16 protein-coding genes are annotated in these 13,671 nt (G+C 51.4%); 9 read left to right on the top strand and 7 right to left on the bottom strand.

Going from position 1 to position 13,671, the window contains the following annotated elements; translation table 11 throughout:
* Positions 1–189: 189 nt before the first annotated feature.
* Together AACS80_RS22830 and AACS80_RS22825 are read left to right on the top strand one after the other, a co-directional pair.
* Positions 190–297: a type I toxin-antitoxin system toxin Ldr family protein gene (locus tag AACS80_RS22830; RefSeq protein ID WP_064528728.1), complete on the top strand. Its 108-nt coding sequence runs from the start codon at positions 190–192 to the stop codon at positions 295–297.
* A gap of 426 nt (positions 298–723) precedes the next feature.
* Positions 724–831, top strand: coding sequence for a type I toxin-antitoxin system toxin Ldr family protein (locus AACS80_RS22825; RefSeq protein WP_001441942.1), 108 nt, complete (start codon positions 724–726; stop codon positions 829–831).
* 149 nt (positions 832–980) lie between these two features.
* Here the strand turns inward: AACS80_RS22825 and kdsA are convergent, their stop codons facing one another.
* The 6 genes from kdsA to hemA are packed head-to-tail and all read right to left on the bottom strand — an operon-like array spanning position 981 to position 6,285.
* Positions 981–1,835, bottom strand: a complete 855-nt coding sequence (gene kdsA / locus AACS80_RS22820; RefSeq protein ID WP_000811058.1) for a 3-deoxy-8-phosphooctulonate synthase — start codon at positions 1,833–1,835, stop codon at positions 981–983.
* 35 nt (positions 1,836–1,870) lie between these two features.
* Positions 1,871–2,680 (bottom strand): invasion regulator SirB1, encoded by an 810-nt coding sequence (sirB1, locus tag AACS80_RS22815; RefSeq protein ID WP_001764444.1) that lies wholly within the window; start codon positions 2,678–2,680, stop codon positions 1,871–1,873.
* 3 nt (positions 2,681–2,683) lie between these two features.
* Complete coding sequence (gene sirB2 / locus AACS80_RS22810) at positions 2,684–3,076, bottom strand: invasion regulator SirB2 (RefSeq protein ID WP_135409862.1); 393 nt, start codon at positions 3,074–3,076, stop codon at positions 2,684–2,686.
* The gene (gene prmC, locus AACS80_RS22805) at positions 3,073–3,906 is read right to left on the bottom strand and encodes a peptide chain release factor N(5)-glutamine methyltransferase (RefSeq protein WP_135409861.1); all 834 of its coding nucleotides are present in this window, start codon (positions 3,904–3,906) and stop codon (positions 3,073–3,075) included. Before prmC ends, sirB2 begins: the two co-directional genes overlap by 4 nt.
* Complete coding sequence (gene prfA, locus AACS80_RS22800) at positions 3,906–4,988, bottom strand: peptide chain release factor 1 (RefSeq protein ID WP_130205673.1); 1,083 nt, start codon at positions 4,986–4,988, stop codon at positions 3,906–3,908. Before prfA ends, prmC begins: the two co-directional genes overlap by 1 nt.
* A 40-nt stretch (positions 4,989–5,028) precedes the next feature.
* Positions 5,029–6,285 (bottom strand): glutamyl-tRNA reductase, encoded by a 1,257-nt coding sequence (hemA, locus tag AACS80_RS22795; RefSeq protein WP_135409860.1) that lies wholly within the window; start codon positions 6,283–6,285, stop codon positions 5,029–5,031.
* Between the two features lie 213 nt (positions 6,286–6,498).
* Here hemA and lolB point away from each other — a divergent pair, with 213 nt between their 5' ends.
* The 4 genes from lolB to dauA all read left to right on the top strand — a co-directional run bounded on the left by lolB (position 6,499) and on the right by dauA (position 10,875).
* Positions 6,499–7,122 carry a lipoprotein insertase outer membrane protein LolB gene (gene lolB, locus AACS80_RS22790; protein ID WP_130205669.1) on the top strand — a complete coding sequence of 208 codons (624 nt, stop codon included), beginning with the start codon at positions 6,499–6,501 and terminating at the stop codon, positions 7,120–7,122.
* On the top strand, positions 7,122–7,973 hold the full coding sequence (gene ispE, locus AACS80_RS22785; protein ID WP_135409859.1) for a 4-(cytidine 5'-diphospho)-2-C-methyl-D-erythritol kinase: 852 nt from the start codon (positions 7,122–7,124) through the stop codon (positions 7,971–7,973). Before lolB ends, ispE begins: the two co-directional genes overlap by 1 nt.
* 150 nt (positions 7,974–8,123) lie before the next feature.
* Entirely contained in the window at positions 8,124–9,071 is a 948-nt protein-coding gene (gene prs / locus AACS80_RS22780) for a ribose-phosphate diphosphokinase (protein ID WP_001298109.1), read from the top strand.
* A 124-nt stretch (positions 9,072–9,195) separates the two neighbouring features.
* Complete coding sequence (dauA, locus tag AACS80_RS22775) at positions 9,196–10,875, top strand: C4-dicarboxylic acid transporter DauA (RefSeq protein WP_130205665.1); 1,680 nt, start codon at positions 9,196–9,198, stop codon at positions 10,873–10,875.
* Positions 10,876–10,934: 59 nt separating this feature from the next.
* Here the strand turns inward: dauA and ychH are convergent, their stop codons facing one another.
* Positions 10,935–11,213, bottom strand: coding sequence for a stress-induced protein YchH (gene ychH, locus AACS80_RS22770; RefSeq protein ID WP_064528711.1), 279 nt, complete (start codon positions 11,211–11,213; stop codon positions 10,935–10,937).
* Positions 11,214–11,490: 277 nt separating this feature from the next.
* Here ychH and pth point away from each other — a divergent pair, with 277 nt between their 5' ends.
* The 3 genes from pth (at position 11,491) to AACS80_RS22755 (ending at position 13,649) form a co-directional block, all read left to right on the top strand.
* On the top strand, positions 11,491–12,075 hold the full coding sequence (pth, locus tag AACS80_RS22765; protein ID WP_000152933.1) for an aminoacyl-tRNA hydrolase: 585 nt from the start codon (positions 11,491–11,493) through the stop codon (positions 12,073–12,075).
* A gap of 116 nt (positions 12,076–12,191) precedes the next feature.
* Positions 12,192–13,283, top strand: a complete 1,092-nt coding sequence (ychF, locus tag AACS80_RS22760) for a redox-regulated ATPase YchF (protein WP_135409858.1) — start codon at positions 12,192–12,194, stop codon at positions 13,281–13,283.
* Between the two features lie 189 nt (positions 13,284–13,472).
* The gene (locus AACS80_RS22755; RefSeq protein ID WP_165383448.1) at positions 13,473–13,649 is read left to right on the top strand and encodes a hypothetical protein; all 177 of its coding nucleotides are present in this window, start codon (positions 13,473–13,475) and stop codon (positions 13,647–13,649) included.
* Positions 13,650–13,671: the final 22 nt, after the last annotated feature.

Below are 13,671 nucleotides of genomic sequence, written 5' to 3'. Positions count from 1 at the left end.
ACCAAGCCGGAGTTATCCGGTGAGGCGCAATGTTGTGGGGGCTTTATCCCTGGCGGCATTGGTTGCTGGAAAGAGAAAACCCCCGCACGTTGAGAGGTCAAACCTGACAACAGAACGGGGGCTAATCTTGAACCAGAACAATTCAAGAATAGCCGCGAAATGTTGTCATTACAACAAAAAGGCGGTTATATGACGCTCGCGCAGTTTGCCGTGATTTTCTGGCACGACCTGGCAGCACCGATCCTTGCGGGAATTATTACCGCAGCGATTGTCAGCTGGTGGCGTAGCCGGAAGTAAGGTGAAAACGGGCGTCAGGCTGCCGTAATGGCAATATGCGCCCGAAACCGGCCGCAGGGTTAACAGCCTGCGGCCTTTTTTGTATTTATCTCTTCCACAAGTAGACACTGGCAACCAGATCTGGAAGCTCATCCAGTGCACTCATGAAACGACTGCAACAACTGATGAAAAGCCGGAACGCGAACAGCATTGCGCACATTTCAGGGATGAAGTGAAGATGAATTGAGACGTAGTATCGACACCAAGCCGGAGTTATCCGGTGAGGCGCAATGTTGCGGGGGCTTTATCCCTGGTGGCATTGGTTGCTGGAAAGAGAAAACCCCCGCACGTTGAGAGGTCAAACCTGACAACAGAACGGGGGCTAATCTTGAAACCAGACACTTCAAGAATAGCCGCAAAATGTTGTCATTACAACAAGGCGGCTATATGACGCTCGCGCAGTTTGCCGTGATTTTCTGGCACGACCTGGCAGCACCGATCCTGGCGGGAATTATTACCGCAGCGATTGTTGGCTGGTGGCGTAACCGGAAGTAAGGTGAAAACGGGCGTCAGGCTGCCGTGATGGCAATGTGCGCCCGAAACCGGTCGCTGGGGTAACAGCCTGCGGCCTTTTTTGTCTTCTTTGACCATGAAAAAAGCCCTACCGTAGAACGATAAGGCTTTTGTTTTCAAAGCAGAAAAGATTACTTGCTGGTATCCAGTTCTTCGAAACCTTTAACCAGATCATCAATCGCTTTCATCTGCTTGAGGAACGGCTCCAGTTTAGCCAGCGGCAGCGCGGATGGACCGTCGCATTTAGCATGTTCCGGATCCGGATGCGCTTCAATAAACAGCCCCGCCAGACCTACAGCCATACCGGCACGTGCCAGTTCGGCAACCTGGGCGCGGCGACCACCAGAAGCTGCACCAAACGGATCGCGGCATTGCAGTGCGTGGGTAACGTCGAAAATTACCGGGGAGTTGCCAGAGACTTTCTTCATTATGCTGAAGCCCAGCATATCAACGACCAGGTTGTCGTAACCAAAGTTAGCGCCACGGTCACAAAGAATCACTTTATCGTTGCCGCCTTCTTTGAATTTATCAACGATATTACCCATTTGGCCTGGGCTCACGAACTGTGGTTTCTTGACGTTAATTACCGCGCCAGTCTTCGCCATTGCTTCCACCAGGTCAGTCTGGCGAGCAAGAAACGCTGGCAACTGAATAACATCTACCACATCAGCAACAGGCTGTGCCTGGCTTGGCTCGTGAACGTCAGTAATAATTTTTACGCCAAATGTCTGTTTCAGTTCCTGGAAGATTTTCATCCCTTCTTCCAGTCCTGGTCCACGATAAGAGTGGATGGAGGAACGGTTGGCTTTGTCAAAAGAGGCTTTGAACACGTAAGGGATACCCAGTTTCTGGGTTACGGTTACGTAGTGTTCGCAAATGCGCATCGCCAGATCGCGAGATTCCAGCACGTTCATACCACCAAACAGCACGAACGGCAGGTCATTTGCTACGTTGATGTCGCCAATGCTAACCACTTTTTGTTTCATAGGATCGCCTTAATCTTAAGTAAAGTGTCGATTAATTAATGCAGCACAATATGTTTATGCGCGATGTTGTTAATTTGCGCACGTATCATTTCGCTGATCGGGTCTTCCGGACACTGTTCAACGAAATAATTTAAATCATTCAACGCAACGTGTTCGCAATCCAGTTGCGCGTAAATCAACCCACGATCGCGAATTTCATACGGATCTTCCGGGTTAAATTGTAATAAGGCCTCGCTGGTGCGTAATGCCAGTTCCATCTGATTTTCTTCCATCAGCGACGCTTTCAGCGTATCCAACAGTTTACGGATAACCTCAATGTTATCGGCTTCATCCAGGTCTTCATAAAACAGTTCCGCAGACGGGCTGATATTTCCCTTTAACCACACATCCAGCATATGTTCGCTTAATGATTCACCGTTAAAAGGGTTAATCAGCCAGATTTCTCCGTCCGGGCATTCTATGCGCAATATAAGCTGCGTTGGGAATATCACCGGCAATAGTGGCAAATCGAGACGATTAGCAACCCACAATAAAACGGCGCCTAACGATACCGCACTGCCCTGCCGATTTTTTAGCACTTGATCAAGCCATAATGCATCGGAAAGACGATAAACACCACGTGAGGCTTTAAACCCCCATTCGCCGTAAAACAGCGCGATTAATTTTTCCAGCTGCTCTTCTAATGGCAGAAGCTGGCTAATTTCTTCCTTCGCCAGACTAACGAGACGCTCCAGTTCGTCGTAGACATCTTGCGAGGGAAAATCGCGGCGGATTGCTTCGCAAGCCAGGATCATGCCTTCGCACAATGGTGCTTTATTAAATTCGAAATCAGCTAACGATCTCATGACTTACCCCAGTAACGGTACTTTTGTGGTGGCGAGTTTAATGATGATGTACAGCACCACCAGCGCCAGCGGGAAGGCAATAATGCGCGCCTGCTGACTGTGCATCCGACGATAATCGAGTGCAATAAAACCCAAAACGATATAAATGATAACTCCAAACAGCTTTTCAGTCAGCCATTCAGCCTGCCCGGAAAATGGCAGGATGTGCGTTTTAGCCATCAGCGCGATGCCGCTAAGCAATAACACCGTATCGACAACCGGCGGTACAATGCGCGTCCAACGAGCGAATGCCAGTGGATGCTCCTGGTAACGTAGCCAGAATCGTAGGGTTAAGAGCCCAACAGAAAGCGCGATGCTAATGAGATGAACGCTAAGCAGCGTACTAAAACTTATCATCGGTAATAGCGACCGAGCGTTACACGCTCGTTATCACCATAGTCCCGACAGGTTTTGACTTCATGATATCCCGCGTGGATAAATGCCTGTCGCACAGCTTCGCCCTGCTGCCAGCCATGTTCCAGAAGCAGAAAACCGCCGGATACCAGCGCGTTACGCGACTGTTCGATGATATGCACGATGTCTGCCATTCCGCTGTCTGCCGCAACCAGCGCAGTGAGTGGCTCAAAGCGAACATCGCCTTGTTGAAGATGTGGATCCTGCTCGTCGATATACGGCGGATTGCTGACAATCATCGTAAACTGCTGCCCGGTTAGCGCGCTAAACCAGTCGCTTTGCAGGATGTGGATATTTTTGATCGCCAGATGCTGGGCATTACGTTGTGCCAGGGCGACAGCATCGGGCATACGATCTACAGCGGTAATTTCGCAATCCGGGCGTTCGCTGGCCAATGCCAGTGCAATTGCCCCTGTGCCAGTTCCAAGATCGAGAATGCGGCAAGGTTGTTCAGGCAATCGCGCCAGTGCCTGTTCCACCAGACATTCCGTATCCGGGCGCGGAATTAAGGTCGCTGGCGAAACAAATAACGGCAACGACCAGAACTCACGCACACCGGTTAAATGAGCAATAGGTTCACCGGCACGGCGACGGGCTAAAAGCGCGTCGAGTTGCTCACATTGCTCTTCAGTCAACTGCGTTTCACCAAAGGCGAGAATATAAGTGCGCCCCTTGCCGGTAACATGCTCAAGCAGGATTTCAGCATCGCGCCGCGGGCTTTCGCTCGCCTGAAGTTGGCTTATTGCTTCACGTAACCAGTGTTGATATTCCATTATTCCTGCTCGGACAACGCCGCCAGTTGGTCGGCCTGATGTTCCTGGACGATCGGTTCTATCAGCATATCCAGTTTACCCTCCATCACTTCATCCAGACGGTAGAGCGTCAGGTTGATGCGGTGATCGGTAACACGCCCCTGCGGGAAGTTATAGGTACGGTTACGATCGCTGCGATCGCCGCTACCCAGCAAGTTGCGACGGGTGGAAGCCTCTGCCTGCTGGCGTTTTGCCATTTCCGCCGCATGGATACGAGCACCGAGCACTGAAAGCGCCTTCGCTTTGTTTTTATGCTGCGAACGTTCGTCCTGACATTCAACAACAATACCGGTCGGCAAGTGGGTAATACGAATTGCCGAATCGGTGGTGTTGACGTGCTGACCACCTGCGCCTGAGGAACGGAAAGTATCGATGCGCAAATCTGCCGGGTTGATATCCGGTAGTTCCGCTTCCGGCAGCTCCGGCATTACCGCTACGGTACAAGCAGAAGTATGAATACGCCCTTGCGATTCCGTCGCAGGAACACGCTGCACGCGATGGCCGCCAGATTCGAATTTCAAACGTCCATACACACCATCACCGCTAATTTTGGCGATGATCTCTTTATAACCGCCATGTTCACCCTCGCTGGCGCTCATGATTTCTACACGCCAGCGGCGGGCTTCGGCGTAGCGGCTGTACATACGGAACAGATCGCCAGCGAACAGCGCCGCTTCATCACCACCAGTTCCGGCACGCACTTCAAGGAAGGCGTTACGTTCGTCATCGGGATCTTTTGGCAGCAAAAGAACCTGTAACTGTTGCTCCAGTTGCTCGCTTTTTTCTTTAGCTTCACGCAGCTCATCCTGCGCCATCTCGCGCATTTCCGGATCGTCGAGCATCATCTGCGCGGTTTCAATATCTTCCTGAACCTGTTGCCAGTCGGTGAAACAGCGCGAAACATCACTTAACTGCGCATATTCACGTGATAATGCGCGAAAACGTTCCTGGTCGGCGATGGTTTGCGCATCACCCAGCAGTGCCTGAACTTCTTCATGGCGTTCATGCAGGGCTTCCAGTTTGGCAACGATAGAAGGCTTCATAGGCGTAAATGCACCCTGTAAAAAAGAAAATGATGTACTGCTACTCCAGCCCGAGGCTGTCGCGCAGAATATTCAGGCGTTCGTTATCCCCGTCACGGGCGGCCTGTTGAAGTGATTTCGTTGGCGCATGGATCAGGCGGTTAGTCAGTTTCCATGCCAGATCCTGCATTATGGCTTGCGCGTCGCCGCCCTGTTCCAGGGCCGCTAACGCTTTGGCGGTTAACTCATCGCGAACTTGTTCAGCCTGGCTGCGATAATCGCGAATGGTTTCGCTGGCGCTTTGTGCGCGTAGCCACGCCATAAATTCGCTGGTTTCCTGGGCGACGATAGTTTCCGCCTCAACTGCGGCGGCTTTACGTTGCGCCAGGTTGTGCGAAATAATGGTTTGCAGATCATCAACGCTGTAAAGGTAGGCATTCGCCAGTTTGCCAACTTCTGGCTCAACATCGCGTGGAACGGCAATATCGACCAGCAGCATCGGTTGGTTGCGACGACTTTTTAATGCGCGCTCCACCATGCCTTTACCGATAATCGGCAGCGGGCTAGCGGTGGAACTGATGATGATATCGGCTTCACTCAGACGCTCGTCGATATCGCTCAGGGCAATCACTTCCGCGCCGACTTCATCTGCCAGAATTTGGGCGCGTTCGCGAGTACGGTTGGCGATAATCATCTTCTGTACTTTGTGTTCGCGCAGATGACGCGCCACCAGCTCGATGGTTTCGCCCGCGCCAACCAGCAATACGGTCACCGTAGAGAGCGATTCAAAGATCTGCCGCGCCAGCGTACAAGCCGCAAATGCAACAGATACCGCACTGGCGCCAATATCCGTTTCAGTGCGAACGCGTTTCGCCACGGAGAAAGATTTCTGGAACATACGCTCCAGTTCGCTGGCCTTCATATGGCCTTTTTGCGAATCGGCAAAGGCTTTTTTTACCTGGCCGAGGATTTGCGGCTCGCCCAATACCAATGAGTCCAGGCCACTGGCAACACGCATTAAATGGCTGACCGCGTCGTTATCCTGATGCCAATAGAGGCTATTACGCAGATCTTCTTCGTTGAGATTATGGTAATCGCACAACCAGCGAATGAGCGCCTCTTGCAGGTTATCCTGCTCTTCAACGCTAAGATAAAGTTCTGTGCGGTTACACGTCGACAGCACCACGCCGCCCTGCACCATCGGCTGCGCGAGCAGACTGTCCAGCGCCTGATCGAGCTTATCCGGCGAAAACGATACACGTTCTCGCAGCGATACAGGTGCCGTTTTATGGTTGATACCGAGTGCTAAAAGGGTCATGTCTGCGGGAAATAATACCAACGTTGATATGGTTAGTCTGCTCGCATCATACAGGATGCGCGGGATCAATAAAAGAGAGCGCCCCCTTTTGGAGTAATTGCCTAAACCCGTTAGATTCTGGCAATTAAGACAACTTGAACATAGACGATGGCTGACGGTAACGCTAGCATTAAGGGTTATAACTGCAACGTATCTCAAGGACTTGTCATTATTATGCCCCTGCCCGATTTTCGCTTTATCCGCCTGCTACCGCTGGCTGCTCTCGTGCTCACGGCCTGTTCCGTTACGACGCCGAAAGGTCCGGGCAAAAGCCCGGATTCGCCACAGTGGCGTCAGCATCAGCAAGACGTGCGCAACCTGAATCAGTACCAGACACGCGGTGCGTTTGCCTATATTTCTGACCAACAAAAAGTGTATGCCCGTTTCTTCTGGCAGCAAACTGGCCAGGATCGCTACCGTCTGCTGCTGACTAACCCATTGGGCAGCACTGAGCTGGAGTTGAATGCCCAGCCGGGTAATGTGCAGTTAGTGGACAATAAAGGCCAGCGTTACACCGCCGATGACGCCGAAGAGATGATTGGCAAATTGACCGGAATGCCGATTCCGCTCAACAGTTTGCGCCAGTGGATTTTAGGTTTGCCAGGTGATGCAACCGACTACAAACTGGACGACCAGTACCGCCTGAGCGAAATTACCTATAGTCAGAACGGTAAAAAATGGAAAGTGGTATACGGCGGTTATGACACTAAAACGCAACCTGCGATGCCTGCCAATATGGAACTCACCGAAGGCGGTCAGCGCATCAAGTTAAAAATGGATAACTGGATAGTGAAATAATGCGGACTCAGTGGCCTTCTCCGGCAAAGCTTAATCTGTTTTTATACATTACCGGTCAGCGTGCGGACGGCTACCACACGCTGCAAACGCTGTTTCAGTTTCTGGATTACGGCGACACTATCAGCATTGGACTTCGCAACGATGGGGAAATCCGCCTGTTAACGCCAGTTGAAGGTGTGGAACACGAAGATAATCTGATTGTTCGCGCGGCACGGTTGTTGATGAAAGCAGCTGCCGCCAGTGGGCGTCTTCCGAAAGGAAGTGGTGCAGATATCAGCATTGACAAGCGTTTGCCTATGGGTGGTGGTCTGGGCGGTGGTTCATCCAATGCCGCAACAGTTCTGGTAGCTTTAAATCATCTGTGGCAATGCGGACTGAGTGTTGATGAGTTGGCAGAAATCGGGCTGACGCTGGGCGCAGATGTTCCGGTTTTTGTCCGTGGTCATGCTGCTTTTGCCGAAGGGGTCGGCGAAATATTAACGCCGGTGAATCCACCAGAGAGATGGTATCTGGTTGCGCACCCTGGCGTGAATATTCCTACACCAATGATTTTTAAAGATCCCGAACTCCCGCGCAACACGGCGAAAAGGTCAATAGAAACGTTGCTAAAATGTGAATTCAGCAATGATTGCGAGGTTATCGCAAGAAAACGTTTTCGCGAGGTTGATGCGGTGCTTTCCTGGCTGTTAGAATACGCCCCGTCGCGCCTGACTGGGACAGGGGCCTGTGTCTTTGCTGAATTTGATACAGAGTCTGAAGCCCGCCAGGTGCTAGAGCAAGCCCCGGAATGGCTCAATGGCTTTGTGGCGAAAGGTGTCAATCTTTCCCCATTGCACAGAGCCATGCTTTAAGCCGGGCAAGCTGAGTTTCGGTGACAACGTCACCTTGTTCCAGACGTTGCATCGCGCTCTTTAATACACCGCCTGGAAAGAATATTGCCTGGCCCGCACAGTTTTCGGCAGATTCTTTCCACCAATGGACGCATGCCTGAGGTTCTTCTCGTGCCTGATATGAAGCTTTTTGCTGGTAACGCCACCCCGGAACTAGCACAACGTATTGCCAACCGCCTGTACACTTCACTCGGCGACGCCGCTGTAGGTCGCTTTAGCGACGGCGAAGTCAGCGTACAAATTAACGAAAATGTACGCGGTGGTGATATTTTCATCATCCAGTCCACTTGTGCCCCTACTAACGACAACCTGATGGAATTAGTCGTGATGGTTGATGCCCTGCGTCGTGCTTCCGCAGGTCGTATCACCGCTGTTATCCCCTACTTTGGCTATGCGCGCCAGGACCGTCGCGTCCGTTCCGCTCGTGTACCAATCACTGCGAAAGTGGTTGCAGACTTCCTCTCCAGCGTCGGTGTTGACCGTGTGCTGACAGTGGATCTGCACGCTGAACAGATTCAGGGTTTCTTCGACGTTCCGGTTGATAACGTATTTGGTAGCCCGATCCTGCTGGAAGACATGCTGCAGCTGAATCTGGATAACCCGATTGTGGTTTCCCCGGACATCGGCGGCGTTGTGCGTGCCCGCGCTATCGCTAAGCTGCTGAACGATACCGATATGGCAATCATCGACAAACGTCGTCCGCGTGCGAACGTTTCCCAGGTGATGCATATCATCGGTGACGTTGCAGGTCGTGACTGCGTACTGGTCGATGATATGATCGACACTGGCGGTACGCTGTGTAAAGCTGCTGAAGCTCTGAAAGAACGTGGTGCTAAGCGTGTATTTGCGTACGCGACTCACCCGATCTTCTCTGGCAACGCGGCGAACAACCTGCGTAACTCTGTAATTGATGAAGTCGTTGTCTGCGATACCATTCCGCTGAGCGATGAAATCAAATCACTGCCGAACGTGCGTACTCTGACCCTGTCAGGTATGCTGGCCGAAGCGATTCGTCGTATCAGCAACGAAGAATCGATCTCTGCCATGTTCGAACATTAATCGAACCCGGCTCAAAGACCCGCTGCGGCGGGTTTTTTTGTCTGTAATATCCATTTGTATGACCTATGCCTCCTTCACCTGCCATTTAGTTGACAGATGATGCGCTCACGGATGAAACATTATTGTGAACAAAATATTTTCCTCACATGTGATGCCTTTCCGCGCTCTGATCGACGCTTGCTGGAAAGAAAAATACACTGCCGCACGGTTTACCCGTGACCTGATTGCCGGGATAACCGTTGGGATTATTGCTATTCCTCTGGCGATGGCGTTGGCAATTGGCAGTGGTGTGGCTCCTCAATACGGTTTATATACCGCTGCCGTTGCGGGGATTGTCATAGCTCTGACGGGTGGGTCGCGCTTTAGCGTTTCCGGTCCGACTGCAGCATTTGTAGTAATTCTCTATCCCGTTTCGCAACAGTTTGGACTGGCAGGCCTGCTGGTTGCGACGTTGTTGTCGGGGATCTTTTTGATCCTGATGGGTCTGGCGCGCTTTGGTCGTCTGATTGAATATATTCCGGTTTCCGTCACCTTAGGTTTTACCTCGGGTATCGGGATCACCATCGGTACCATGCAGATTAAAGATTTTCTCGGTCTGCAAATGGCTCATGTCCCGGAACATTATCTACAAAAAGTCGGCGCATTATTTATGGCGCTGCCGACCATTAATGTGGGTGATGCTGCTATTGGTATCGTGACGCTTGGCATTCTGATTTTCTGGCCACGTTTGGGTATTCGTTTACCTGGTCACCTTCCGGCCTTGCTGGCTGGTTGCGCGGTGATGGGGATTGTTAACCTGCTTGGCGGACATGTTGCTACCATCGGGTCGCAATTCCACTACGTTCTGGCCGATGGTTCTCAGGGTAACGGTATTCCGCAACTGCTGCCGCAACTGGTGCTGCCGTGGGACCTGCCTAATTCAGAATTCACACTAACCTGGGATTCTATTCGCACTCTGCTGCCTGCGGCATTCTCAATGGCAATGCTCGGGGCAATCGAATCTCTGCTCTGCGCCGTCGTACTGGATGGTATGACCGGGACTAAGCACAAGGCGAATAGTGAACTGGTCGGTCAGGGGCTGGGGAATATCATCGCTCCATTCTTTGGTGGTATTACCGCTACTGCTGCCATCGCGCGTTCTGCCGCTAACGTCCGTGCTGGGGCAACTTCCCCTATCTCGGCGGTGATCCACTCTATTCTGGTTATTCTCGCCCTGCTGGTACTGGCACCACTGCTCTCCTGGCTGCCGCTTTCCGCCATGGCGGCCTTGCTGTTGATGGTGGCGTGGAACATGAGTGAAGCGCACAAAGTGGTCGACTTGCTGCGTCATGCGCCGAAAGATGACATCATCGTCATGCTGCTGTGTATGTCACTGACCGTGCTGTTTGATATGGTTATTGCCATCAGCGTGGGGATTGTTCTGGCATCGTTGCTGTTTATGCGCCGTATCGCCCGTATGACTCGTCTGGCGCCGGTGGCAGTAGACGTTCCTGATGATGTGCTGGTCTTGCGTGTTATTGGCCCGCTGTTTTTCGCGGCGGCTGAAGGTCTGTTCACCGACCTGGAATCACGTCTGGAAGGAAAACGGATTGTTATTCTGAAGTGGGATGCCGTTCCGGTGCTTGATGCCGGTGGTCTTGATGCGTTCCAGCGTTTTGTGAAGCGCCTGCCTGAAGGGTGTGAACTGCGCGTGTGTAACGTGGAATTCCAGCCTCTGCGTACAATGGCCCGATCCGGTATTCAACCGATTCCGGGACGTCTGGCGTTCTTCCCGAATCGCAGCGCAGCGATGGCTGATCTGTAAGAAAGGCATTAAATTGACCAGTCAGCGCAAACTGACTGGTCAGCAAACTACTTTAGTTGTTAGCTATGACGGCGATTATCGCTACGGCGGCAACGTTTGTCATAGTGGCGAACCCACCAGTAACGGTCGCACACCTGTTCATGCCCGCCAACACGGGCTCCCGCCAACCAGAGAATGGCACCGACGAAAATACTCAGCACTGCACCGTGTGCGAAATACTGGGGCATATCAAACTGTGGTAATTGGTTGAGGATTGAATACCCCACGCCGACCACCATCACCACCAGACCCAACCCCATAAGCACGTTACCGAGTAACGAAGCGTTTTTGCGTTTCATGTGTCACCTCCGGAACTTTCTGGGTTGTAACAGGGAATACCCCTCTTCCTTATGTGTAAAGTATAGACAACACCCTGTGGCTTATGTGCGGGCGTGATCACAATTACAACCCTTATTTCAACAAAACTTTACAAATAACCGTCTAAACACCTTGACTTTCTAATAGTCGATACTGGCAATTATTATGTTATCTGCGTTTAACACGCTGTTTTTTGTCAAGCGGGGCCGCAACCAGTAAACTACGCGCCAGTTATGTACTCACTCAGGACAAAAAAACGTGACGATTAAATTGATTGTCGGCCTGGCGAACCCCGGCGCTGAATACGCCGCAACGCGACATAATGCTGGCGCCTGGTTCGTTGACTTACTGGCGGAGCGTTTACGCGCTCCCCTGCGCGAAGAGGCTAAATTCTTTGGTTATACCTCGCGAGTTACCCTCGGAGGCGAAGATGTCCGCCTGTTAGTCCCGACTACATTTATGAATCTCAGCGGCAAAGCCGTCGCCGCGATGGCCAGTTTTTTCCGCATTAATCCGGACGAAATTCTGGTCGCTCACGACGAACTGGATCTGCCTCCGGGCGTCGCCAAATTTAAATTGGGCGGTGGCCACGGTGGTCACAATGGACTGAAAGACATCATCAGTAAATTGGGTAATAACCCTAACTTTCACCGTTTACGCATCGGAATCGGTCATCCGGGCGATAAAAACAAAGTTGTCGGGTTTGTGTTAGGCAAACCACCTGTTAGTGAACAGAAGTTAATTGATGAAGCCATCGACGAAGCGGCGCGTTGTACTGAAATGTGGTTTACAGATGGTTTGACCAAAGCAACGAACCGATTGCACGCCTTTAAAGCGCAATAAGTCGTTGTCTGCGGCATTTTTGCCGAGTGCCGTGTATAATAGGCAAAGTTATTTCCATTTCTGCAATCTGTTTGTGATAACAGGTTGATTATTAAGATATTAAGGTGATTTAAATCATGGGATTCAAATGCGGTATCGTCGGTTTGCCCAACGTCGGGAAATCTACCCTGTTCAACGCGCTGACCAAAGCCGGTATTGAAGCGGCCAACTTTCCATTCTGTACCATCGAGCCGAACACGGGCGTCGTACCAATGCCTGACCCTCGCCTGGATCAACTGGCTGAAATCGTAAAACCGCAGCGTACGCTTCCCACGACCATGGAATTTGTCGATATCGCCGGTCTGGTAAAAGGCGCGTCGAAAGGTGAAGGTCTGGGTAACCAGTTCCTGACCAACATTCGTGAAACCGAAGCGATCGGCCACGTTGTTCGCTGCTTTGAGAATGACAATATCATTCACGTTTCCGGCAAAGTTAACCCGGCGGACGATATTGACGTTATCAACACCGAACTGGCGCTGGCGGATCTCGACACCTGCGAACGTGCGATTCACCGCGTACAGAAGAAAGCCAAAGGTGGCGATAAAGACGCGAAAGCTGAGCTGGCGGTACTGGAAAAATGCCTGCCACAGCTGGAAAACGCAGGCATGCTGCGCGCGCTGGATTTAAGTGCAGAAGAGAAAGCGGCGATTCGTTACCTGAGCTTCCTGACGCTGAAACCAACGATGTACATCGCCAACGTCAACGAAGACGGTTTTGAAAACAACCCGTATCTTGACCAGGTGCGTGAAATCGCGGCGAAAGAAGGTTCTGTTGTGGTTCCGGTTTGTGCTGCTGTTGAAGCTGACATTGCCGAACTGGACGACGAAGAACGTGACGAGTTTATGCAGGAACTGGGACTGGAAGAACCAGGCCTGAACCGTGTGATCCGTGCCGGTTATAAACTGCTGAACCTGCAAACTTACTTCACCGCTGGGGTGAAAGAAGTACGCGCATGGACCATTCCGGTTGGTGCAACCGCGCCGCAGGCAGCTGGTAAAATCCACACCGATTTTGAAAAAGGCTTTATCCGCGCACAAACCATCTCGTTTGAAGACTTCATCACTTACAAAGGTGAACAAGGTGCGAAAGAAGCGGGCAAAATGCGTGCAGAAGGTAAAGACTACATCGTTAAAGATGGCGATGTGATGAACTTCCTGTTCAACGTCTAATTCCACGTAATATCCTGGCGGTTAATAACGAGCCATTATGTGAGTCGCACATAATGGCTTTTTTACGCCTGCTACGCTGCTTCTTTCAATTCTGTGTTACCGAAACTCATAATCAGACTCCTGGCAATATTAACAATGCGGCTTTTATGTGATAACAATCACAGTGCATTAACCGTTCAAGAGTTTGTCATGAAAAAAACATTTACCTTCAGTCTGTTAGCAATTGTCTTTGCGAGCCTGTTAAGTGCTTGTGTTCCTCACCATCATCACCGCCACAACGATGGCCCGCGAGGTCCTGCGGCTTCCGGTAAGCCAATGCCACCTTCAAATGGTGGGCCAAATCATGGCAGTCATGGTCGCTATTAATTAGCAAGTCATACGCGGGGGA

Source organism: Escherichia sp. E4385 (assembly GCF_963883145.1).
Classification (GTDB): Bacteria; Pseudomonadota; Gammaproteobacteria; order Enterobacterales; family Enterobacteriaceae; genus Escherichia.
Note: the sequence above shows the minus strand (reverse complement) of the source record. Positions and strands in the feature narration are given on the sequence as shown.

What these genes read in the sequence shown, in the direction of transcription:
- AACS80_RS22830 (WP_064528728.1), top strand. Translation starts at nt 190, where the DNA reads ATGACGCTCGCGCAGTTTGCCGTGATTTTCTGGCACGACCTGGCAGCA.
- AACS80_RS22825 (WP_001441942.1), top strand. Translation starts at nt 724, where the DNA reads ATGACGCTCGCGCAGTTTGCCGTGATTTTCTGGCACGACCTGGCAGCA.
- kdsA (WP_000811058.1), bottom strand. Translation starts at nt 1,835, where the DNA reads ATGAAACAAAAAGTGGTTAGCATTGGCGACATCAACGTAGCAAATGAC.
- sirB1 (WP_001764444.1), bottom strand. Translation starts at nt 2,680, where the DNA reads ATGAGATCGTTAGCTGATTTCGAATTTAATAAAGCACCATTGTGCGAA.
- sirB2 (WP_135409862.1), bottom strand. Translation starts at nt 3,076, where the DNA reads ATGATAAGTTTTAGTACGCTGCTTAGCGTTCATCTCATTAGCATCGCG.
- prmC (WP_135409861.1), bottom strand. Translation starts at nt 3,906, where the DNA reads ATGGAATATCAACACTGGTTACGTGAAGCAATAAGCCAACTTCAGGCG.
- prfA (WP_130205673.1), bottom strand. Translation starts at nt 4,988, where the DNA reads ATGAAGCCTTCTATCGTTGCCAAACTGGAAGCCCTGCATGAACGCCAT.
- hemA (WP_135409860.1), bottom strand. Translation starts at nt 6,285, where the DNA reads ATGACCCTTTTAGCACTCGGTATCAACCATAAAACGGCACCTGTATCG.
- lolB (WP_130205669.1), top strand. Translation starts at nt 6,499, where the DNA reads ATGCCCCTGCCCGATTTTCGCTTTATCCGCCTGCTACCGCTGGCTGCT.
- ispE (WP_135409859.1), top strand. Translation starts at nt 7,122, where the DNA reads ATGCGGACTCAGTGGCCTTCTCCGGCAAAGCTTAATCTGTTTTTATAC.
- ychH (WP_064528711.1), bottom strand. Translation starts at nt 11,213, where the DNA reads ATGAAACGCAAAAACGCTTCGTTACTCGGTAACGTGCTTATGGGGTTG.
- ychF (WP_135409858.1), top strand. Translation starts at nt 12,192, where the DNA reads ATGGGATTCAAATGCGGTATCGTCGGTTTGCCCAACGTCGGGAAATCT.
- AACS80_RS22755 (WP_165383448.1), top strand. Translation starts at nt 13,473, where the DNA reads ATGAAAAAAACATTTACCTTCAGTCTGTTAGCAATTGTCTTTGCGAGC.